Source organism: Capnocytophaga sp. G2 (genome assembly GCF_035282625.1).
In the GTDB taxonomy this organism is placed as follows: Bacteria; Bacteroidota; Bacteroidia; order Flavobacteriales; family Flavobacteriaceae; genus Capnocytophaga.
The window spans coordinates 88,813-110,429 of the sequence record NZ_JAYKBU010000004.1; the positions used below are offsets into that span (position 1 = coordinate 88,813).

Below are 21,617 nucleotides of genomic sequence, written 5' to 3' on the forward strand. Positions count from 1 at the left end.
CAAAAATTAAGAGTTACTCTTTCAAAGAGAAAAACTTACAAATTAATATCTTATAGGAGATATGTTTAAAAGACATACCTCCTATATTTTGTTAACTATCAGATAATGATTATCTTTGCTCCAATTGTAAAAAAATTAGATACCATCAAAAAAGAAAATGTTATATGGGCAACTTTATGTGTACATGATGGCTGAATTGACGAAAAAATAAAATACGAAGAGAATTTGATTTTTAGAAGGATTTTTAATTATCTTTGCAAACTAAAATAACAGTCAATCCATTTAGTCTCAAAAGATGGAGATAATAATCTTGAGTATTAAAATATAAACTATTAAATGATGAAAAAAATATGTTCTGTTTGTCAGAAGGTATTCAGTGCTATAGGAGTATTAGCCATAGCTTTGTTGCTTATCAATGCCGTAGCTACCCCTTCTGATGGAGAAGTCCTCTCTCTTAGTGAGGATGACCCTCTTATAATAGATGCACTTACAGAAAGAGATAGCCTACCACCTTACCAAATTCGAGCATGGGATTTGCCTAAAAAGATGGATTTTGCAGGAGAAGCTGTACCTCTGCATATTCCAGATGTACGTGAGCGACTTGATCGTGAGTTACTTGTTAATGTTTATTGGCAATCTAATGGATTACTTCTTATCAAGCGTGCTCATAAGTATTTCCCTATCATAGAGCCTATCCTCAACAAATATGATATCCCTAATGATTTCAAATATTTAGCACTTATTGAAAGCGGTTTACAGAATGTTGTCTCACCATCGGGAGCTGCTGGATTTTGGCAATTTATGAAAAATACAGCAAAAGAATATAATTTAGAGATGGAGGATACTGTAGATGAACGCTATCACTTAGAGAAGGCTACAGAAGCAGCTTGCTTATACTTAAAGAAGGCTAAAGAAGAGATAGGAAGTTGGACACTTGCCGCTGCTGCTTATAATGCAGGAAAAAATGGAATTCGTACCCAACTAAGCAAACAACAAGTAACCGATTATTATGACTTATATCTTAATAATGAAACCAGTCGCTATGTTTTCCGTATCTTAGCAGTCAAAGAAATCATGAAAAATCCTAAAAAATATGGCTTCATTTATAAGAAAAACCAGTTATATGATTTAGAACCTGTACAATATATCACTGTGGATTCTACTATCACTAACTTAGCAGATTTTGCAAAAATCTATAAAACAAATTATAAGACTATTCGCTTGCTAAATCCTTGGATACGCGACTTCTCCCTACAGAATAAAACTGGAAAGACATACATTATCAAAGTTCCCAAATAACTAAAATAGCTAAGAATTTTCTAATGATAAAAGCAATCAATATACACAAGAAGTTTGGAAATGTGGAAGTACTCAAAGGTGTAGATATACAGGTAGAGAAAGCACAAGTAGTTTCCATTGTAGGAGCTTCAGGAGCAGGAAAGACTACTTTGCTACACATTTTAGGAACTTTGGATACTATGACCCATCCAGAAGAAAGTACGCTACTTATCAACAATATAGATATTAAAAGACTTTCTGCAAAGAAGATAGCCTATTTTAGAAATGAGCAGATAGGGTTTATCTTTCAGTTTCACCAATTATTACCTGAATTTACAGCTTTAGAGAATGTTTGTATACCTGCTCTCATCAAAGGAACATCAAAAAAACAAGCAGAACATAAGGCTGAAGAATTATTAAATTATCTAGGGCTTTCTCACCGAATTTCACATAAACCAGAAGCTCTTTCAGGTGGAGAACAACAGCGTGTTGCTGTAGCCCGAGCTCTAATTAATCAACCTGCCGTCGTTTTTGCTGATGAACCTAGTGGAAATTTAGATTCAGAAAGTGCGCAACAGCTACATCATCTATTCTTCGATTTACGAGATAAATTCGCACAGACATTTGTAATTGTAACACATAATACAGAATTAGCCCAGATGGCAGATAAAGTATTTACCATGCAAGATGGCAAAATAATTCCTTGAGAATTAAATAAAAAAATAACGAAAAATATTTGGTAGTTTCAATAAAAGTTCGTTATTTTGCACCCCGATTAAATAATGAACTAAAAAGAGATAAAATGGCACAAGTTTGTGAATTGACAGGTAAGAAAGCGATGGGAGGGAACAATGTTTCTCACGCCATGAACAAAACAAAAAGGAAATTTAAAGCGAATTTGACAACCAAACGTTTCTATATTCCTGAAGAAGACCGATGGATTACTTTGCGTGTTTCAACAAGCGCTATTAAAACCATTAACAAAAAAGGAATTACTGCGGTTCTAAAAGAAGCAAAAAAACAAGGATTTATAAAATAACTCATAAATTACTACGGCAATGGCTAAAAAAGGAAATAGAATACAAGTGATCTTGGAATGTACTGAACATAAGGATTCTGGAATGCCTGGAACCTCAAGATATATTACTACTAAAAATAAAAAAAATACTCCTGATAGATTGGAACTTAAAAAGTTTAACCCTATTCTAAAGAGAGTAACTGTTCATAAAGAAATTAAATAAATAGTACTATGGCAAAGAAAACAGTAGCAACTTTACAGGGAAAATCAAAAAGATTAACCAAAGTAATTAAAATGGTGAAATCTCCAAAAACAGGTGCATATACTTTCGTAGAGGGAGTTATGGCTCCTGAACTAGCTGAAGAGTTCTTGAAAAAGAAATAATTCAATAGAAAGAAATTTCTATCTATTATACTAAGAAACACATAAAAAAAGAGACTGTCCGGAAAGGGGTAGTCTCTTTCCTATATATAGGAATTAGTATCTAAACTCTACTCTTTAAAAATGTCTTTACATCTTGTCTTATTGTTTGAAGAAGTAAAAAATTATTTAAAATGTAACAAATTTGATACAAAAAAACAAGACAACTTAAATTAATAAAAAAGAATCCTCTTAATTAATTATATTTTACTAAAAAAATAGACTATAAGAATTAATTTTTATCTATAAAATTAATAAAAATATCTGTAGCACCAGTACTTGAATTGATATAATTATAATTGAGGACTCCTGCTTTTTTTCTTTGTATAACATCAGTGAAAAGAAAAGAAGTAATTTGAGTAAATTCATCTGTATCCTTTACAGAGAATACACCCTCTCTCTCAATAAGGTCTTTAGCTTCACTGAATTTTTCATAATTCTTCCCTATAATAACAGGAATACTAAATACAGCAGGTTCTAGAATATTATGCAAACCTTTGTTCCCCATGCCCCCACCTACGTATGCAATCGCTGCATAACTGTAAATCTTGGTAAGTAACCCAATTTTATCCACAATAAGTATTTCGTAAGAGGAAAGAGCTTTGCCCTCTACCTCGGAAAGTATGGCCACATATTTGCGCAAGCTGTTTCTCAATACATGTATTTTTTCTTTGTCATGTACCTCATGGGGAGCAATAATGAATTTCATATTCCCCTTATAAGCGTTTAGAAAAGGTACATACACTTGCTCATCTTCCCGCCACGAACTACCAAAGACCATACAGGGCGCTCCAGCAAGAAATTGCTCCACGAAAGGAATCTTGTTATCACGAGAGAGAATCTCCATGACACGGTCAAAACGCGTATCTCCACTTACGGTAACATTGGTAAAGCCTATGGATTGTAAAAGAAGTTTAGCGTTCTCGTTCTGAACAAAGAAGTGCGTAAAACAAGGAAGCACCGCTCGCATACCCCAACTTCGTTTCTTAAAGAACAATTGCTCCTTGCGAAACACTCCAGAAACCAAATAAGTAGGGATACCTTGGCCTTTTAGAGCAAAGAGATAGTTCTGCCAAAACTCATATTTGACAAAGATAACCATCTCAGGGTGTAGAAGCCTTAGGAAGCGATCCACACGCACAGGAAGATCAAGAGGTAGGTATAAGAGTACATCGGCATCTTTGCTATGTTTTTTAGCCTCATAACCAGAGGGGGAAAAGAAGGTAACCACAAGTTTTTTCTCTGGATATAGCTCTTTCAAGCGCTTGAGAATAGGTAACCCTTGTTCGTATTCGCCCAAGGAAGCCGCATGTAGCCAAATAACTCGATCGCCCTCCCCTATATGAGTTTGCAAGATATGAAAACTTTCTTGTCGTCCCTTCCAAAAAAGTTTTACTTTCCGGTTGAATAAAGCAAACAAAGGTAGCATGTAGGCTACTAAATGAGTGGCGAGGGTATAGAGAAAATTCATAAGGTGAAAAATTTTACAAATGTACATATTTTTCTATAAGTATGAAAATAAAAATTATTTTTTGTGAAATAGGTAATTTTGATATTTATTTATTACCTTTGTGCCTTAATCCAAAATGAAGTTTCATGAAAGCAACATTTATACTTCCTATAATTGCTGTTTCTTTTACCGCATGTAACAATACCACTCCCAACCAATCAGAAAACACTACAGGCGCCCCTGAAGTTACTCAGGACACTCCTATGGTAGGAGATGACAGAGATGAGCACGGCTGTATAGGTAGTGCAGGATTCACTTGGAGTGCCCTTCGTGGAGAATGTATCCAAGTATTTGAGGTAGGTACCCGCCTGAATCCTGTGGAAGAGAAGGAAGAAGTGGCTGTAATCAGTGCCTTTATTGTAGCCAAAGAAGGGGATAACAGCCAAGTAGAGCTATTTATTACAAATGAAGATCAGAATCCTATTTTAAAACAGGAAACCAATGGTACTTACAAAAATGGCAAATATGTTTATAACCCTAAAATGCAAGAGCTTTCTATCGATGGTAAAGTCACATACAAGGGAGAAAAAACAAAAATGTAAAAAATGCAAACTCCTTCTTATTTTTGGGATAAGAAGGAGTTTTTTATTTTTATTGCCAATTGAAAAAAGTTTATACCTTTGGGCCTATATTGATATTAAAAACGGAAAAAATAACATTATAGCATTAGAAATCAAAGCAATATCTACCTTATATGGTAAAGAAGCACGTCGCTTTCGCAAAATGGCGGAAGAGAGTGAACGCAAATATCATTTGTGTACCAAAAAAGATATTACTACCGACCCTCGCTATAAAACGATGCGAAACATATTTACATTATTTTTTAAATAATTATTTTTTGTCGTATACTATCGAATTTATAAGATATTTAATTTTAGAAGCCTATGAAAAAGAAAATATTTACATCTGCCAAGCTATTGCTGATGGGAGTTATCCTATCGTACTACCTTGTTTTTACAGCCTGTTCAGCACTCACGCTTGAGTTTGAAGAGAGGGATTTGACTATTACAAATCTTGACGGCAAGATCATTCCCATAAGAGTTGAGCTTGCTCGCTCCATACGAGAGATGTCAAAAGGCTATATGGGGCGTGAAAATATCCCCGAAGGAACGGGTATGCTTTTTATCTTTAAAAGAGACGAAAAGTTAAGCTTTTGGATGAAAGATACACCTACCCCTCTTTCAATTGCGTTCATTAACTCGAGTGGTGAAATCCGCGAAACACACGATATGACACCGTTCAGCCATCAAAGCGTGGACTCATCAGAACCTGTGCGTTATGCTCTTGAAGTGCCTCAAGGATGGTTCGAAAAGAACAATATAGGAAAGGGCTGTACAATCAAACTGCCGTAGCCGATGAAGCTGAACGATCTCCTATACGCAAAAAACAATTTGTGAAACTTAAATTATTAATTGTCAATTGTTAATTGAAAAAGATGCTTCTCTTCTTTAAAAACCCCAAAAACACTATCTATGTGGTAGCTACCGAAGTTACCCTTACTGAGGCCAACCTCAACAAACTGAAATGGCTGTTTGGCAATGCCCAGCAACTCCCCTCCCCTACCCTTAGCGGTACTTTCATCGGACCTCGTGTGGCGATGATTACCCCTTGGAGTACCAATGCGGTGGAAATTACCCAAAATATGGACATTCACGGGATTACTCGCATCGAAGAGTTCCACGAGGTAACCGACCCCAATACACCTTTCGACCCTATGCTCTTTGAGCGATACAACGGTCTTACCCAAGATAGTTTTACTATCGACATTCAACCGCAAACAACACTCGAAATCGATGATATTGAAGCGTATAACCAGCAAGAAGGACTTGCGCTAAGCGGCGAAGAAGTTGCCTATCTGCAAAATCTCTCTCAACAATTGGGGCGCAAACTCACCGACTCGGAAGTGTTTGGCTTCTCGCAAATCAACTCCGAACACTGTCGACATAAAATCTTCAACGGCACTTTTGTTATCGACGGTGAGGAAAAACCTTCTACCCTCTTCAAACTCATTAAAAAGACATCACAAGAACACCCTAATAGCATTGTTTCAGCTTATAAGGACAATGTGGCTTTCATCAAAGGGGCTACCGTCAACCAGTTCGCACCCAAAAGTGCCGATAAACCCGATTTCTACGAGGTAAAACCTTTTGAGGCAGTGCTCTCACTCAAAGCCGAAACTCACAACTTCCCTACTACCGTAGAGCCTTTCAACGGGGCGGCTACAGGTTCGGGAGGTGAAATACGCGACCGCCTCGCTGGCGGACAAGGTTCTTTGCCATTGGCAGGTACGGCTGTGTATATGACGGCTTACCCGCGATTAGAAGAAGACCGCCCTTGGGAAAAAGGAATGGCTCAGCGCCAATGGTTGTACCAAACGCCAATGGATATCCTCATCAAAGCCTCTAACGGGGCAAGCGATTTTGGTAATAAATTCGGGCAACCACTCATTACGGGCTCTCTCTTCACCTTTGAACACGAAGAAGGCGGACGCAAATTAGGCTTCGATAAGGTAATTATGCAAGCAGGGGGCGTGGGGTATGCCAAAGCCTCACAAGCTATAAAACACACCCCCAAGGAAGGCGATAAAATCGTTATCTTAGGCGGTGAAAACTACCGCATCGGTATGGGAGGTGCTGCTGTATCATCTGCCAATACTGGTGCTTTTGGCACAGGTATCGAGCTCAATGCCGTACAGCGTTCTAACCCCGAAATACAAAAACGCGCTGCCAATGCTATCCGCGCAATGGTAGAATCGGACGAGAATCCTATCGTTTCTATACACGACCACGGGGCTGGCGGACACCTCAACTGCCTTTCAGAACTTATAGAGGAAACCGGTGGTAAAATCGACTTAGACAAACTGCCCGTAGGCGACCCTACCCTATCGGATAAGGAAATTATAGGCAATGAATCTCAAGAGCGTATGGGATTGGTATTGCCCGAAAAGGCTATTGCCAAACTAAAAACCATTGCTGACCGTGAGCGTGCGCCTATGTACGAGGTAGGTGTGGTTACCAGCGACAAGCATTTCAGCATTGCCTCTGCAAAGAAAGGTACCCACCCAATGGATTTAGACCTCAGCGCGCTCTTTGGTAGTTCGCCAAAAACAGTAATGACCGATGAAACAGTAGTTACTAATTACGAAGAGTTACACTACTATGCAAGTCAGTTACAGAACTATTTGGTACAAGTACTGCAATTAGAAAGTGTGGCTTGTAAAGACTGGCTTACCAATAAGGTAGACCGTTGTGTAGGGGGCAAAGTCGCCAAACAACAATGTGCAGGCGCGCTACAACTCCCTTTGAACAACGTAGGAGTGATGGCTTTGGACTACAATGGCAAAGAAGGAATCGCTACCAGCATAGGTCATTCACCTCTTACGGCACTCATCAGCCCTACCGCAGGCAGTCGCAATGCTATTGCCGAAGCATTGACAAACATTGTTTGGGCGCCACTAAAAGACGGTTTGCAAAGTGTATCGCTATCCGCCAACTGGATGTGGGCGTGCCGTAATAAAGGAGAAGATGCGCGTTTGTACGAAGCTGTAGAAGCCGCTTCTAATTTTGCGATTGAATTGGGCATCAATATCCCTACCGGTAAAGATTCTCTATCGATGAAACAAAAATACCCCGAAGGAGGTGATGTAATTGCCCCAGGTACAGTGATTATTTCGGCAGCTGCCCATTGTACCGATGTGCAAAAAGTGGTAGAACCCGTATTGAAACGCAATGGAGGCAACATTTATTATATCAACTTCTCAGGCGCTCATTTTGAATTAGGTGGTTCGGCTTTTGCCCAAGTATTAAATAAAATAGGCGATAAAGCCCCTACCGTAACAGATGCCGAAGGCTTTAAAACAGCTTTCAACGTAGTACAATCACTGATAAAAGAAGGTAAAATACAAGCAGGACACGACATTGGTAGCGGTGGACTTATCACAACGCTTTTAGAGATGTGTTTTGCCGAAAACGACTTAGGAACGACCATCGATTTAAGTGGACTTTCAGCCGATGAAGACCTTATCAAAACCCTTTTTGCTGAAAATGCAGGGGTAGTCATACAAGCCGATAGCAGCATTGAAGCTACTTTAGAAGCACACTTCTTAGAATGGGCTAATATAGGCGAAGTAACCACTTCACAGGAACTTACTATTCACCATTTCGGAAAATCGTACCATTTCAATATCCCCGAATTGCGCGATGTGTGGTATCTCACTTCTTATTTGTTAGACAAACAACAAACGAAAAATGACAAGGCGACCGAGCGTTATCAAAACTACTCCGAACAGCCTCTGCAATACACTTTCCCAGCGCATTTCACGGGCGAAAAACCTGCACGCCCTGCAGGCAAACGCCCTATAGCAGCAGTGATACGCGAAAAGGGTAGCAACTCCGAGCGCGAAATGGCAAATGCCCTATACTTAGCAGGCTTTGATGTGAAAGATGTGCATACCACCGACCTTATCAGCGGACGTGAAACCTTAGAAGATGTACAATTTATAGGGGCTGTGGGCGGTTTCTCTAACTCCGATGTGTTAGGCAGTGCCAAAGGTTGGGCAGGAGCACTACTCTACAACGAGCAAGCTAAAAAAGCATTAGACAACTTCTTTGCCCGCCCCGATACCCTTTCAGTAGGTATCTGCAATGGCTGTCAGTTGTTTATGGAGTTAGAAGTCATCAATCCTGAGCACGCAGAGCACGGTAAAATGTGGCATAATGATAGTGGCAAGCACGAAAGTGGCTTTGTATCAGTAACTATTCCAGAGAACAACTCGGTGATGCTCTCCACCCTTGCAGGTAGTACCTTAGGGGTATGGATATCACACGGCGAAGGGAAATTTCACTTGCCATTGGCAGAAGCCGAATATAATATCGTAGGTAAATACGCTTATCAGGAGTACCCTGCCAACCCTAATGGCTCTGATTACAACACGGCTATGTTATGCGACAAAACAGGGCGACATTTGGTAACGATGCCTCACATAGAGCGTTCAGTTTTTCCTTGGCAATGGGCGTACTATCCGAGTGAAAAAACAGCAATTAGCCCTTGGTTAGAGGCTTTTATCAATGCCCGCAAGTGGATTGAAGCGCAAAATATGGAGAAATAAGATTTTGATGAAACGCATATTAGTCATATATTATACCCAATCAGGACAACTCAAGGAGATTATTGATAATTTTGCAAGACCTTTACGGGATGCAGATATTGCAGTTGATTACTATAGAATAGAGATGGAACAGGAGTTTCCCTTTCCTTGGACAAATGAAACTTTCTTTGGAGTTTTCCCTGAATCTTTTTTGCAGATTCCTCAGCCCATAAAACCTATTCCTTCCTCTATATTGGAGAAAAATTATGATCTTATCATATTGGCATATCAAGTGTGGTATCTTTCCCCCTCTATACCTATTAATTCTTTTCTTAAGAGTAAACAAGCGAAACAACTTTTAGAAGAGACTCCTATTATGACCCTTTCGGGAACACGCAATATGTGGATAAAAGCACAAGAAAAAATTAATCTATTGATTAACAAAAACAAAGCATACTTAATAGGGAATATAGCTCTTACAGATCGTAATTACAATCATATCAGTGTTATTACTATCGTCCATTGGCTCTTTACAGGAAAGAAGGACAAGTATTTAGGTATTTTTCCTAAGGCAGGGGTTTCCCAAAAGGATATAGAAGGAGCTACCTCATATGGGAAAATATTATTAAAATATTTAAAAACAGGAATATACAATAATCTCCAAGAAGAAATTATAACTCAAGGAGGGGTACAAGTAAAGTCCTTCTTACTTTCTTCCGAAAAGAAAGGAAACCGCTTGTTTCGTATTTGGGCAAATATAATCCATCAAAGTTCTCATCGGAAACTTCTTCTTAAGTGTTTTCATGTGTATTTGTATGTAGCTATATGGATAATGATGCCTATTGTTTGGGTATTCTATTACCTTACCTATCCATTTTTTTATAGAAGTATAAGAAAAGAAGTCAAGGAAGTTAAAAGGATAAAGAACTCTAACTTTTAAAAAATTAATATTAATTGTTAAAATAAAATAGTTTTATTATTACAATTATAAAAAAGTAGTATTTTTGTACTTTCATAAACACTACTTAATGTCTGAAAAAAGGGAATCATATTCACAGACTTTCAAGTCTTTTTCCTCAACTTTTTGGGTAGGAAATTTCTTACAACTGACCGAGCGTTGGGCTTATTTTAGTATCTTTTCACTACTTGCCCTCTATTTAGTGGCGGGCACCGATGAGGGAGGATTGGGGCTTACCCACACCCAAAAGGGAAATATCATGGCTCAGATTACGGCCATCCTATTCCTTTTGCCTTTGTTCTTTGGAGTGATTGCAGACAGGATTGGTTACAAACTCTCCTTGCTAATTTCCTGTGTAATTATGGGAGTTGGCTATTACTTAATGGGAATGGCTACTTCTTATTGGGATACTTACTTTGCTTTTCTTTTGGCAGCGATAGGTTGTAGCTTCTTTCGCCCTGTAGTACAAGGAATCATAGCTCGCCATACCGATGAAGGGAATGGCACCTTAGGCTTTGGACTTTTCTATATGGTGGGTAACATAGGTGGACTATTGGGACCAGGGGTCTCTTCCTATTTACGTACCACTATGGGCTGGAAGGTGATATTTATACAGGCAACTGTAATAATACTCTTTAATCTCTTAGTGATTCTTTTTCTCTATAAAGAGCCCAAGACAGAAAGACAATATAATATTCCACTATTAGCCGAGATAAAAGGCTCTGTGCGAAATATCATAGAAGCACTCAAGGACAAGAAACTGACTATATTATTGTTCCTTATGGTTGGATTTTGGACGGTTTATAACCAACTCTTCTATACTTTACCTAATTTTATAGAGGATTGGGTGGATTCCTCCCGCCAGAGTGATTGGATCAATCGTAATATTCCGCTCTTTGGTAGTACTTTTACTGAGAACGGACAGATTAAGGCGGAGTGGTTTGGTAATATAGACTGTGTGATGATTATCATGACCCAAATGATTATCTCTTACTTTGTGATGAAGATGGATCAAGTATCAGCTATGATTCGTGGAACCATCATAATGACCATAGGGGTTACCCTTACTTTTATGTTTAACCAAGTTATCTTTACGGTATTGGGAACAACTCTTTTTGCTATAGGAGAAATAGCAGTAGGTCCTACAATTTCAGCTTTTATTGCAAAGATTACTCCTAAGGGTAAGGAAGCCCTTTACCAAGGAACCTATTTCCTACCTATGGCTTTAGGAAGCTATCTTACGGGCTTTTTCACAGGAAATATGTACGATAAGTGGTCAGATAAGCATTATCTGTTGCAGTTAGAAATGAAACAGCGTGCTATAGACATGCCTGAAGGTTTAAGTAAGAAGCAATTTTTTGAACAAGCCCAAGAGAAGTTACAGATGAGCCCCACCGAAATTACCAACCTACTATGGAATACCTATCATCCTAATAAATATTGGTATATCATCTTTAGCTTGGGACTACTTACCGCTATTTCCATATACCTCTTTAACCGCTACTTAAAGAAATTGGCTCATTAGCACATTGACTCATTGGTTAATTATCTTGGTTGCCAAAATATGCTTACACAAACCGCGTTTTGTCTGGTGATTGGTATACCAATTGCAGGTACATTGGGCATGATCGCCGTCTATGATGACTGTATGGATAACTCCTGCAGTGCCTCTTACATGGGCTTTGATAAAGCCCTCACGCTGTTCTACGATTTCTACCTCATTGTTTTCAGTGAGTTTTTTAGCATTTTGTAGTCGTGGATTAAGACTAACTAACCGCTCTGGCTTGAAGGGCAAACGACGATAGAAATAATTATGATCCAATAAATTATAGCCTAACAACCCAATACTGGACAGAGATGCCTGTAAGGTGCTCATCGTTCCTAAGTTGATATCATTCTCTATAGATACCATAGTAGGGGAAAAAACTTCATTGGTCTTAAAGAAGTTGTTAATCCCCACCAGCCATTCCATGGGTATGTCCTCTATCATGTTTTCCAAATAGCGTCCGTCCCCAGAAAAACTACGATATACATTGTCTGAAAGTAAGAAAAGCATATCCACCCCCTTGAAATTCAGAACAAAAGCCACCGTTCGTTCACTAGGATGACGATAGATAAAAAGGCTATCAGCAAGTAACAGCAAGCCTTGCAAAAGGTTCAGACGATGAGCACCTCCTATCTTGATAGCATCCTCTAAAGGACTAGGAGCAAAAACATAAGAAACCCCACGTTTTATCAGGTAATAATCATTTTTTACAGGTTGTTTGGGCAAAGAGCGGAAGAGCTGTATAGCTTCAGCCTTGTTCAGCCGATAAGCGAGTTCCATCTCAGCCAAATATACTTGTACATTTCCTAATCCCTTAATCCAGCGGTTGGGGAGGGTTACTTTCTTTTCTACAGTCTTATGCTTGTCGGTGATAAAATGCATTTCTTTTTGTCCTACACCAAGAATCATTTTCTCTGAAGCAGTTACTGCATTAAAAGCCCGAACGGTATGGCTATTGAAGTCAATATTAGTACATCCACTTTTTATGAATTCACCATCAAGTATCTCATTGTGGAGTGATACCCGTACATAGACACTATTACAGGAGGAAAATGCTTCAAAAAGCAGTTGCTGGTTTCCTACCGAGATAATAGGATCTCGTAGCTTTGCTAAGACCCCAGGAGCAATAGCAAACTGGGAAGCTACCGTCTTTGCTAAAGTAGCTAAGCACTTAGCCGCGACAAAGGGTTGGGTGATATTACCCCAGAAAAAGCAAGGCACCGCATTGTCCTCCTTCAGTTCCGAACAGTGGGAAAAGATAAAGTTCTTCTGGTGCGTCACCCCCTCTTCTATCACAGAGGCAAACGGATATGTATACTCAAAATCAACCATTCGTCAGCAGTTATTAATCATTTATAAGTGCAAAAATACAGATAATTATCTTATCATCAAAACCTTCATATAACAAAACTCTAAATAGTATGTTAAAAGAAAGTTTTTATTTTTATAAATACAAAAATAGTATTAGTTTTGCGCTTTTTAAAATTTTATAAAAATGTCAGAAAGCAAACCTTCACTTCTACAAACATTTAGATCATTTTCACCTACTTTTTGGATTGTAAATTTTCTTCAAATTATGGAACGTGGTGCATGGTTTGGTATTTTTTCTCTCTTAGGGCTCTACTTAGTTGCTTCTACTGATGAGGGAGGATTAGGATTAAGCCATATAGAAAAAGGAAATATATTAGCTAATGTAACGGCTATTCAATTTTTTCTACCTCTTTTCTTTGGGGTGATTGCCGATCGTATTGGTTATAAGCTTTCTCTGATTATTGCCTTTATAATTATAGGAACAGGTTATTACTTAATGGGAACCGTTAGCACCTATTGGGCAGTATATCTAGCGTTTTTATTTGCAGCTATAGGAGGAAGTTTTTTTAAACCTGTAGCCTCTGGAATTATTGCTCGTTCCTCCGATGAAAAGACAAACACTATGGGTTTTGGTCTCTTCTATATGATGGCAAATATTGGAGGTTTTTTTGGTCCTGCTCTTTCTTCTTACCTACGTACCACTATGGGATGGCGTATTATTTTTCTACAAGCAACTATAGTAATCCTTATTAACTTATTAGTTGTCTTATTCTTTTATAAGGAGAAAAAAATACGAAGAGAATATAATATACCTATCCTCATTGAAATAAAAGGTTCTTTTAAAAATATTATAGAAGCTCTAAAGGATAAACGTTTATCTATTCTGCTTGTATTTATGATAGGTTATTGGTTGGTGTATAATCAACTCTTCTATACCCTTCCCAATTTCATAGAGGACTGGGTGGACTCCACTCCACAGAGCAATTGGATTAACCAAAATCTACCTTTCTTAGGAACGACCCTTACTGAAAACGGACAAATTAAAGCCGAATGGTACGGAAATATTGATTGTGTAATGATTATCTTCTTTCAAGTAACCATTTCTTATATTGTAATGAAAATGAAACAAGTAAATGCACTTATTCGTGGGACAGCTATTGCAACTGTAGGTGTTGTACTTACTTTTTTCTTTAACAATGTATGGTTTACTATTATTGGAACAGTTATCTTCGCTATAGGAGAAATGGTAACAGGTCCTACTATTTCAGCTTTTATTGCACAGATTACCCCAAAGGGAAAAGAAGCTCTTTATCAAGGTACTTCTTTCTTACCTGTAGCAGCCGCTAATTATCTTACAGGCTTTGTTACAGGAAATTTATATGAAAAGTGGTCTGATAAATATTCTCTTTTACAGATAGAAATATCAAAACGAAATATCACAGTTCCTGAAGGATTAAGTAAAAGACAATATTTTGAATATGCACAAGAGAAACTCCAGATGACTCACAGTCAGTTGATTGATTTTCTATGGAATAATTATCAGCCTAACAAGCTATGGTTTGTAGTAGTTGCTATGGGAGCCTTCACAGCTATTTCTGTATTTATTTATAATAAATATATGTTTAGGGATAATACAGAATCTGCTAAATAAAAGATTACTTCTATAATAGAATCAACAACATATAAGTTCCATTAATAAGTTAAATTTTTTAGTAAAGACTTTGAATAGGTCCTTGTTGTTCATAATATTGCTCAGCTAGGCAATATTATGAATAGTCAATTCAATTAGCAAGTGCAATAAATCAGTTAAAAACGCTCTACCACTTGCTTTCAACAAATGTTATAAAGAACTATTTCTACTCGTTGGCTTTCTTGTCCTACCATCCAACGTATAAAAAATTCATCTTCTCTCTCTCAAGATCAAACTTCTAATTCAAAAGTCACTTCATCGAAAAGGTAGATACTTGATTTCCGCATCTGTTCTTCTTTTCATCTCAAACTGATATGAAGAATGCCTCCTTTATCCCATCAAAGTATAATTCGGTTCTTACAGATATAATAGAAATTTTGAGTTACTAGCCACCAATACTAATGAACAAAGCCTCTACTATATCAGGTCGCTAAGATTCTTAACGGCTACATAACGTTCGACATTGAATCCTTCAGCATATTCCTTATTGATAAGTCGCCCTAAGTCCTGTGCACGATAGGTAATACTATCACGAAAGTTTTGGCTATTGATAAGGGTTTGAGGTTCCTTAGTATTTTCATCCAGAAACTGAGAGCGATAAGCAAGGACGGCTTCCAGTTTTTTACCTAAGAAGCCTGTGATATCCACCACAAAATCGGGGCGCAAGTCTTTCCATTGAATATAGTGATAGACCACTTTGGGACGCCAAGCCTCCTGAGGAGTACCATTTTCGTCAGTAGTTTCGATACGGCGCAAGCCACTTAGGAAACAGGCATCACTAACGAGCTTCCCTCCTTTGCCATGATCAATATGCCTATCATCAAAGGGGTTACAAATAACAATTTCAGGGCGATACTTGCGGATTTTTTTAATGACCTCTATTTGATGCTCTTTATCATTAACAAAGAAACCATCGGCAAAACATAAGTTTTCACGTACTTTTATCTCAAGGATACGAGCAGCCTCATCGGCTTCTTTCCTACGGAGTTCTGCACTACCACGAGTACCCAACTCTCCTTGGGTAAGGTCAATAATTCCCACAGTTTTTCCAAGACTTATTTCTTTGGAGAGGGTACCTGCTGCTCCAAGTTCTACATCATCAGGATGTGCTCCAAAGGCTAAAATATCTAATTTCATGATATGACTAATTTAAAAGTTATATTTCTGTATAATTGCAGCAAAAATACAAAAACTTTTCCAAACACTTGTGATTTGGAAAAGTTTTTACTAAAGACAAAGTTTATAACTAAAAAATATGCTTATCCTTAAAAGAGGTGAATGAAATTATTAGTTCTTTACACGGAAAGCTTGTTCCTGTGGGTAGTAAGCGACTTCATCCAATTCTTCTTCTATACGAAGGAGTTGATTGTATTTTGCCATACGGTCAGAACGAGAAGCAGACCCTGTTTTAATTTGACGAGTATTAAGAGCTACTGCAAGATCAGCAATGGTATTATCCTCTGTCTCTCCTGAACGATGGGACATAATGGAGGTATAGCCTGCACGATGTGCCATATCCACTGCAGCAATAGTTTCAGTAAGAGTCCCTATTTGATTTACCTTAATAAGAATGGAGTTAGCAACTCCAAGTTGGATTCCTTTTTCCAATCTTTCCACATTGGTAACAAAAAGGTCATCTCCTACTAATTGCACACGATCTCCTATAGCTTGGGTAAGTTGTTTCCAACCATCCCAATCATTCTCATCCATTCCATCTTCAATAGAGATAATAGGATATTTGTTTACCAGTTCAGTAAGATAAGCTACTTGCTCAGCGGAAGTACGCTTTTTACCTTTTTCTCCTTCAAACTTGGTATAATCATAGATTCCATTATCATAGAACTCAGAAGAAGCACAGTCAAGAGCTATTTTTACCTCGTCACCGAATTTGTATCCTGCTTTTTCTACGGCTTTTTTAATAGTTTCGATAGCATCTTCTGTCCCTTCAAAGGTAGGAGCAAATCCTCCTTCGTCCCCCACCGCTGTACTAAGTCCACGCTCATGGAGTACTTTTTTAAGGTTATGGAATATCTCTGATCCCATTTGTAGAGCTTGAGAAAAAGACTTTGCTTTGATAGGCATAATCATAAATTCTTGAAAAGCAATAGGTGCATCAGAGTGAGAGCCTGCATTAATGATATTCATCATAGGGACAGGTAGGTTATTAGCACTTACCCCTCCTACGTAGCGGAATAAAGGAATTCCTAATTCTGTAGCAGCGGCTTTAGCAACAGCTAAAGAGACACCAAGAATAGCATTTGCTCCCAATTTGGATTTATTAGGAGTGCCATCAAGCTCGATAAGTACCTTATCTATCAAATTTTGGTCAAAGACATTCATACCTATAATCTCTTCGGCAATAATGTCATTCACATTTTCTACAGCTTTTTGTACACCTTTACCTAAATATTCCTTACCTCCATCACGTAGTTCTACGGCCTCATATTCTCCTGTAGAGGCTCCAGAAGGAACAGCAGCACGTCCTTTGGCGCCACTATCGGTTACTACATCTACCTCAACGGTAGGATTACCTCTTGAATCGAGGATTTGTCGGGCATGTACATCTAAAATGATACTCATGTTGTTAATATTTAAAATGGTTAATATTTATATTAAGCCCATAGTAAGGCTTTTTAGATAATAGGGAAAAGGTCAGTAATCAGTGTGAACTGACTACTGACCCTTAAAGTCCTTATTTCTTTTTATTTTGTGCATTACGCTGCGCCTCGGCTTGTTCCATCATTTCACGCATCTTTCGTTGGAACTTACTTTCCTTACGAGGTTTTTGTTTGTTCTCCTGTATTTTGGCATGAATACGTTTATCATCAATAATCCAGTACTTGATAGCCAGCATTATAAAGATAGTGATAAGGTTAGATATAAAATAATACAGACTCAATCCACTAGCATAGTTATTGAAAAAGAATAGCATCATAAGAGGAGAGATATACATCATAAACTTCATATTAGGCATCCCTTCCTGTTGTGGTTGTTGTGTTTGCCCTGCTGTCATAAGCATATATATGAGTAGAGTTACAGAGGCTAAAATAGGAAATAAGCTAACGTGATTTCCATAAAAAGGTATACTAAAGGGAAGTTGCGCAATAGAGTCATACGATGATAGGTCATTTGCCCATAGGAAAGATTCTTGGCGAAGCATAAAAGCAGTAGGGAAGAAACTAAATAGAGCAAAGAAAACAGGCATTTGCAAAAGTGCAGGAATACAGCCACTGAGAGGATTCACACCTGTTTTACTATAAAGAGCCATCGTTTCCTGTTGACGTTTCATAGCATTCTCTTGTCCTTTATATTTATTGTTAATCTCTTCTATTTCAGGACGAAGTACCTTCATCTTAGCTTGTGATAGATATGACTTATATTGAACAGGAGAAAGGAGTATGCGCACAATAATTGTTAGCACAATGATTGCTAATCCCATGGACATAAATTTACTTAAAAAGTCAAATACAGGAATAACAAACCATTTGTTAATCCAACCAAAGATCCCCCAACCAAGAGGAATCGCCTTGGTAAGTTCATATTCTTTATCATATTTCTTTAATAAATGATAATCTGAAGGACCGTAATAGAAGTGCAAAGATTCACTAATCTCTCCAGAGTTATAAGCAATAGGGAATACAGCAGAGAAATCCTTCGTTTTTCGAACATTTTCTCCCTCTGAATTTGCTAAGTTCTTAGAAGAAAGTTTCCCTGTGGCAAAAGGTTTATCCGTAATAAGAAAAGAACTAAATAAATGTTGCTTGAAATCTATCCAATGTATTTGCTTGAATTCTTCAGAATCTTCTCCTCCAGCGCTGAGTTTATCATCTCTGTTATCTTCATATTGTACAATAGCTTGAACATATCTATCTTCATAAGTAACGCTCTTTTCCATACGGCGAGCAGTGAGATTCCAAGAGAGAACAGGAACTTTTCCAGTATTAAGAACATTGCTTAATCCTACACTATGAATACTAAAGTCAAGCAAATATTCATTAGGATGGAGCATATAGGTATATTCAAGGTATTGGGTAGCTGATACTTTAAGTTTCATGGAGAGAGTATTTCCTGAAAGAGAAGGCTCAAAGTATAAGTCCTTCGTATGTAAAGTACGATTATCATTGGTAGCAAGTTCTATAGAGAAAGAAGCATTATTATCTTTGACCAGATATACAGGTTTCCCTTGGTATGTCTTTTGATTCTTTACAAGGAGTTCTATGATTTGCCCTCCTTTATTACTTACTTTCAGTTTTAAGAGTTCATTTTCTATTTCGGTATAGCTTCCTTCTTTAGCAGAAGGAAGTACTGCTGAATAACCAAAAGCGCCTAACTGTTCTTGGTACTTACTCAGTTCTAAAGAATCTGTAGGAATGGTAGCTGTAGGCACATTATCAGTAGATGTCTTTTGAACCTGTGTAGTTTCTTTAGTGGATGTTTGAGTATTAGGTTTTGTAGGTTGATGATTATACATATAGTACATAAGTATAATAAACATAAGCATCATACCTATAAGTGAATAAATATTCGTACGCTTTTCTTCCATAGATTGATTTTCTATTATATACTTAAAAATTATGAGTAACTTCTTTGGAGGGCAAAGATACAAACAATTTTAGAATATTCAATAAATTTATTTTTCTAATTTATATTTTAAAGCAGCACGAACAAAAGCAACAAAAAGAGGATGAGGTCGTGCTACGGTACTTTTGTATTCAGGGTGATACTGTACCCCTATAAACCAGGGATGTGAAGGGAGTTCTATTACTTCTACTAAACCAGTGATAGGATTAATACCAGAACAGAGCAACCCCGCTTCTTCTAAAGGTTTACGATATTCATTATTGAATTCATACCGATGGCGATGGCGTTCGGATATGAGTTCTTGCTTATATACTTCATATATCTTACTTCCCTTGGAGAGTATACAATCCCAAGCACCAAGGCGCATAGTTCCTCCTTTTTGAGTTATATTCTTTTGTTCTTGCATAAGATCAATCACCTTATACAAGGTATCAGGATTTACTTCTGCAGTATTAGCATTCTCAAAACCAGCAACATGACGAGCAAACTCAATTACAGCCATTTGCATACCTAAACATATTCCTAGAAAAGGGATATTATGTTCTCGCACATATTGAATAGCCTTGATTTTCCCTTCTAAACCTCTCTCTCCAAAACCAGGAGCAACAAGTACTCCATCAAGTCCACTGAGCTTATCGGATAAATTGCCATCATCTAAATATTCAGAGTGAATCATGGAAACTTCCACTTTTACTTCATTTTCTGCTCCTGCATGTATGAAGGCTTCTAAAATGGATTTGTAAGCGTCAGGTAACTCCACATACTTACCTACCAGACCTATCCGTACACGATGCTTGGGGTTCTTGTGACGTTGGAGAAAAGTATTCCACTTAGTAAGGTCAGGTGCAGTGGCATCGGATAAGGACAATTTCTTAAGAACTACACTGTCTAATCCTTCTAAAAGCATTAGATTAGGAACATCATAGATGGTGGGAACATCAATAGATTGAATGACAGCTTCCTTCTTTACATTGCAGAAGAGAGCCAATTTCCCTCGTAATTCATCAGGAAGATCTCTATCTGTACGACAGACTAATACATCTGCTTTGAGTCCACTCTCCATAAGTGTTTTTACACTATGCTGGGTAGGTTTTGTCTTTAATTCTCCTGCTGCAGCTAAGAATGGGACTAAAGTTAAATGTATCACAATAACATTATTATCTCCTAATTCCCATTGTAATTGTCGAACAGCTTCTATATAGGGGAGAGATTCTATATCTCCTACAGTACCTCCAATTTCAGTAATAACAATATCATACTCCCCACTCTTTCCAAGAAGCTGAATACGGTACTTTATCTCATTGGTGATGTGAGGGATTACTTGTACAGTTTTTCCTAAGAATTCGCCTCGGCGCTCCTTCTCTATAACACTTTGATAGATGCGCCCTGTAGTTACATTATTGGCTTGTGAGGTATATACATTAAGGAAACGTTCATAATGCCCTAAGTCTAGGTCTGTTTCGGCACCATCCTCAGTAACATAGCACTCTCCATGCTCATAAGGGTTAAGAGTTCCAGGATCTATATTAATATAAGGATCTAATTTTTGGATAGTAACCCTATATCCTCTGGCTTGTAAGAGTTTAGCAAGCGAAGCAGCAATGATTCCCTTTCCTAAAGAGGAGGTAACTCCTCCTGTTACAAAAATATACTTGGTAGTGTTCATGAGAGTCTTGTAAACATAGGGCAAAAGTAAGCATATTTTGTGAATAAAGCAATTTCTTTATGGTTGATTTAAAAAAGCATATTTAACTAATCTATAGTATATTATCTCTCAAACGAAGAAGTAAAGGAAATAAAAATATTTATTTTTCAAAAAAAGTTGTACATTTGCCCCTAAATTATTAAGACAATGAAAAGATTTTATTTTTTAATGGCTGTAGGATTCTTCTTTTTCAGTCAATATACTTTTTCACAACAATTGAAAATTAATCAAAGCCAACAAATTAAAGACCTTATGGAGGTAAAAAAGGAATTTGCTAAGCAAGAGAAAACTTATCAGATTCAGATATATAATGGTAATATCTCTGAGGCAAATGAACAGATTAAGAGAGCCGCTTCAAAGTTTAGTTATCCTTGCTCATTAACTTTTGAAACACCCAATTATAAGGTAAGAATAGGAATGTTTCGTACACGATTAGAAGCAGAAAAAGCATTAACTAAAGTAAAGGGAAGCTATCCAGCAGCCTTTGTTATAGCCCCTTATTAAAGAGTTAGCA

The 21,617-nt window shown here is 37.6% G+C and carries 18 protein-coding genes; 12 read left to right on the plus strand and 6 right to left on the minus strand.

Annotated features, from left to right (window positions below; translation table 11 throughout):
- Positions 1 to 339: 339 nt before the first annotated feature.
- The 5 genes from VJJ03_RS03710 to VJJ03_RS03730 all read left to right on the plus strand — a co-directional run bounded on the left by VJJ03_RS03710 (position 340) and on the right by VJJ03_RS03730 (position 2,680).
- Positions 340 to 1,299, plus strand: coding sequence for a lytic transglycosylase domain-containing protein (locus VJJ03_RS03710; protein ID WP_323973926.1), 960 nt, complete (start codon positions 340 to 342; stop codon positions 1,297 to 1,299).
- 23 nt (positions 1,300 to 1,322) lie between these two features.
- Positions 1,323 to 1,985 carry an ABC transporter ATP-binding protein gene (locus tag VJJ03_RS03715; RefSeq protein ID WP_009746280.1) on the plus strand — a complete coding sequence of 221 codons (663 nt, stop codon included), beginning with the start codon at positions 1,323 to 1,325 and terminating at the stop codon, positions 1,983 to 1,985.
- 95 nt (positions 1,986 to 2,080) lie between these two features.
- Positions 2,081 to 2,317, plus strand: a complete 237-nt coding sequence (rpmB, locus tag VJJ03_RS03720; protein WP_040358085.1) for a 50S ribosomal protein L28 — start codon at positions 2,081 to 2,083, stop codon at positions 2,315 to 2,317.
- Positions 2,318 to 2,336: 19 nt separating this feature from the next.
- Positions 2,337 to 2,519: a 50S ribosomal protein L33 gene (gene rpmG, locus VJJ03_RS03725; protein WP_009746282.1), complete on the plus strand. Its 183-nt coding sequence runs from the start codon at positions 2,337 to 2,339 to the stop codon at positions 2,517 to 2,519.
- A gap of 8 nt (positions 2,520 to 2,527) precedes the next feature.
- Entirely contained in the window at positions 2,528 to 2,680 is a 153-nt protein-coding gene (locus tag VJJ03_RS03730) for a DUF4295 domain-containing protein (RefSeq protein ID WP_002670441.1), read from the plus strand.
- Between the two features lie 268 nt (positions 2,681 to 2,948).
- Here the strand turns inward: VJJ03_RS03730 and VJJ03_RS03735 are convergent, their stop codons facing one another.
- The gene (locus VJJ03_RS03735) at positions 2,949 to 4,187 is read right to left on the minus strand and encodes a 3-deoxy-D-manno-octulosonic acid transferase (protein ID WP_323973929.1); all 1,239 of its coding nucleotides are present in this window, start codon (positions 4,185 to 4,187) and stop codon (positions 2,949 to 2,951) included.
- 125 nt (positions 4,188 to 4,312) lie between these two features.
- Between VJJ03_RS03735 and VJJ03_RS03740 the strand changes: the two genes are divergently transcribed.
- The 5 genes from VJJ03_RS03740 to VJJ03_RS03760 all read left to right on the plus strand — a co-directional run bounded on the left by VJJ03_RS03740 (position 4,313) and on the right by VJJ03_RS03760 (position 11,795).
- Complete coding sequence (locus VJJ03_RS03740) at positions 4,313 to 4,768, plus strand: hypothetical protein (RefSeq protein ID WP_009746284.1); 456 nt, start codon at positions 4,313 to 4,315, stop codon at positions 4,766 to 4,768.
- A gap of 342 nt (positions 4,769 to 5,110) precedes the next feature.
- Positions 5,111 to 5,578, plus strand: a complete 468-nt coding sequence (locus VJJ03_RS03745) for a DUF192 domain-containing protein (RefSeq protein ID WP_009746286.1) — start codon at positions 5,111 to 5,113, stop codon at positions 5,576 to 5,578.
- Positions 5,579 to 5,661: 83 nt separating this feature from the next.
- Positions 5,662 to 9,333 carry a phosphoribosylformylglycinamidine synthase gene (gene purL, locus VJJ03_RS03750; protein WP_323973931.1) on the plus strand — a complete coding sequence of 1,224 codons (3,672 nt, stop codon included), beginning with the start codon at positions 5,662 to 5,664 and terminating at the stop codon, positions 9,331 to 9,333.
- 7 nt (positions 9,334 to 9,340) lie between these two features.
- Positions 9,341 to 10,252, plus strand: coding sequence for a dialkylrecorsinol condensing enzyme DarA (locus VJJ03_RS03755; protein ID WP_323973933.1), 912 nt, complete (start codon positions 9,341 to 9,343; stop codon positions 10,250 to 10,252).
- 88 nt (positions 10,253 to 10,340) lie between these two features.
- Positions 10,341 to 11,795, plus strand: a complete 1,455-nt coding sequence (locus tag VJJ03_RS03760; RefSeq protein ID WP_323973934.1) for an MFS transporter — start codon at positions 10,341 to 10,343, stop codon at positions 11,793 to 11,795.
- Between the two features lie 9 nt (positions 11,796 to 11,804).
- Here VJJ03_RS03760 and VJJ03_RS03765 read toward each other — a convergent pair whose 3' ends face one another.
- A complete protein-coding gene (locus VJJ03_RS03765) occupies positions 11,805 to 13,148 on the minus strand; it encodes an SWIM zinc finger family protein (protein WP_323973936.1) in 1,344 nt (447 codons plus the stop codon).
- Positions 13,149 to 13,311: 163 nt separating this feature from the next.
- Here VJJ03_RS03765 and VJJ03_RS03770 point away from each other — a divergent pair, with 163 nt between their 5' ends.
- A complete protein-coding gene (locus VJJ03_RS03770) occupies positions 13,312 to 14,778 on the plus strand; it encodes an MFS transporter (protein WP_323973937.1) in 1,467 nt (488 codons plus the stop codon).
- 456 nt (positions 14,779 to 15,234) lie between these two features.
- On the opposite strand, the gene bshB1 is transcribed toward VJJ03_RS03770, so the two are convergent.
- From bshB1 to VJJ03_RS03790, 4 genes are all read right to left on the minus strand, one after another.
- Positions 15,235 to 15,954 carry a bacillithiol biosynthesis deacetylase BshB1 gene (bshB1, locus tag VJJ03_RS03775; RefSeq protein ID WP_009746292.1) on the minus strand — a complete coding sequence of 240 codons (720 nt, stop codon included), beginning with the start codon at positions 15,952 to 15,954 and terminating at the stop codon, positions 15,235 to 15,237.
- Positions 15,955 to 16,104: 150 nt separating this feature from the next.
- Complete coding sequence (eno, locus tag VJJ03_RS03780; RefSeq protein ID WP_009746293.1) at positions 16,105 to 17,397, minus strand: phosphopyruvate hydratase; 1,293 nt, start codon at positions 17,395 to 17,397, stop codon at positions 16,105 to 16,107.
- A gap of 112 nt (positions 17,398 to 17,509) precedes the next feature.
- Complete coding sequence (gene yidC, locus VJJ03_RS03785) at positions 17,510 to 19,360, minus strand: membrane protein insertase YidC (RefSeq protein WP_323973939.1); 1,851 nt, start codon at positions 19,358 to 19,360, stop codon at positions 17,510 to 17,512.
- A gap of 87 nt (positions 19,361 to 19,447) precedes the next feature.
- Complete coding sequence (locus VJJ03_RS03790) at positions 19,448 to 21,064, minus strand: CTP synthase (RefSeq protein WP_009746295.1); 1,617 nt, start codon at positions 21,062 to 21,064, stop codon at positions 19,448 to 19,450.
- A gap of 186 nt (positions 21,065 to 21,250) precedes the next feature.
- On the opposite strand from VJJ03_RS03790, the gene VJJ03_RS03795 reads away from it, so the two are divergent.
- Positions 21,251 to 21,607, plus strand: coding sequence for an SPOR domain-containing protein (locus VJJ03_RS03795; RefSeq protein ID WP_009746296.1), 357 nt, complete (start codon positions 21,251 to 21,253; stop codon positions 21,605 to 21,607).
- The last annotated feature ends 10 nt before the right edge of the window (positions 21,608 to 21,617 follow it).

What these genes read in the sequence shown, in the direction of transcription:
- eno (WP_009746293.1), bottom strand. Translation starts at nt 17,397, where the DNA reads ATGAGTATCATTTTAGATGTACATGCCCGACAAATCCTCGATTCAAGA.
- rpmG (WP_009746282.1), top strand. Translation starts at nt 2,337, where the DNA reads ATGGCTAAAAAAGGAAATAGAATACAAGTGATCTTGGAATGTACTGAA.
- yidC (WP_323973939.1), bottom strand. Translation starts at nt 19,360, where the DNA reads ATGGAAGAAAAGCGTACGAATATTTATTCACTTATAGGTATGATGCTT.
- VJJ03_RS03710 (WP_323973926.1), top strand. Translation starts at nt 340, where the DNA reads ATGAAAAAAATATGTTCTGTTTGTCAGAAGGTATTCAGTGCTATAGGA.
- VJJ03_RS03795 (WP_009746296.1), top strand. Translation starts at nt 21,251, where the DNA reads ATGAAAAGATTTTATTTTTTAATGGCTGTAGGATTCTTCTTTTTCAGT.
- VJJ03_RS03790 (WP_009746295.1), bottom strand. Translation starts at nt 21,064, where the DNA reads ATGAACACTACCAAGTATATTTTTGTAACAGGAGGAGTTACCTCCTCT.
- bshB1 (WP_009746292.1), bottom strand. Translation starts at nt 15,954, where the DNA reads ATGAAATTAGATATTTTAGCCTTTGGAGCACATCCTGATGATGTAGAA.
- VJJ03_RS03755 (WP_323973933.1), top strand. Translation starts at nt 9,341, where the DNA reads ATGAAACGCATATTAGTCATATATTATACCCAATCAGGACAACTCAAG.
- VJJ03_RS03745 (WP_009746286.1), top strand. Translation starts at nt 5,111, where the DNA reads ATGAAAAAGAAAATATTTACATCTGCCAAGCTATTGCTGATGGGAGTT.
- rpmB (WP_040358085.1), top strand. Translation starts at nt 2,081, where the DNA reads ATGGCACAAGTTTGTGAATTGACAGGTAAGAAAGCGATGGGAGGGAAC.
- purL (WP_323973931.1), top strand. Translation starts at nt 5,662, where the DNA reads ATGCTTCTCTTCTTTAAAAACCCCAAAAACACTATCTATGTGGTAGCT.
- VJJ03_RS03770 (WP_323973937.1), top strand. Translation starts at nt 13,312, where the DNA reads ATGTCAGAAAGCAAACCTTCACTTCTACAAACATTTAGATCATTTTCA.
- VJJ03_RS03740 (WP_009746284.1), top strand. Translation starts at nt 4,313, where the DNA reads ATGAAAGCAACATTTATACTTCCTATAATTGCTGTTTCTTTTACCGCA.
- VJJ03_RS03765 (WP_323973936.1), bottom strand. Translation starts at nt 13,148, where the DNA reads ATGGTTGATTTTGAGTATACATATCCGTTTGCCTCTGTGATAGAAGAG.
- VJJ03_RS03760 (WP_323973934.1), top strand. Translation starts at nt 10,341, where the DNA reads ATGTCTGAAAAAAGGGAATCATATTCACAGACTTTCAAGTCTTTTTCC.
- VJJ03_RS03735 (WP_323973929.1), bottom strand. Translation starts at nt 4,187, where the DNA reads ATGAATTTTCTCTATACCCTCGCCACTCATTTAGTAGCCTACATGCTA.
- VJJ03_RS03730 (WP_002670441.1), top strand. Translation starts at nt 2,528, where the DNA reads ATGGCAAAGAAAACAGTAGCAACTTTACAGGGAAAATCAAAAAGATTA.
- VJJ03_RS03715 (WP_009746280.1), top strand. Translation starts at nt 1,323, where the DNA reads ATGATAAAAGCAATCAATATACACAAGAAGTTTGGAAATGTGGAAGTA.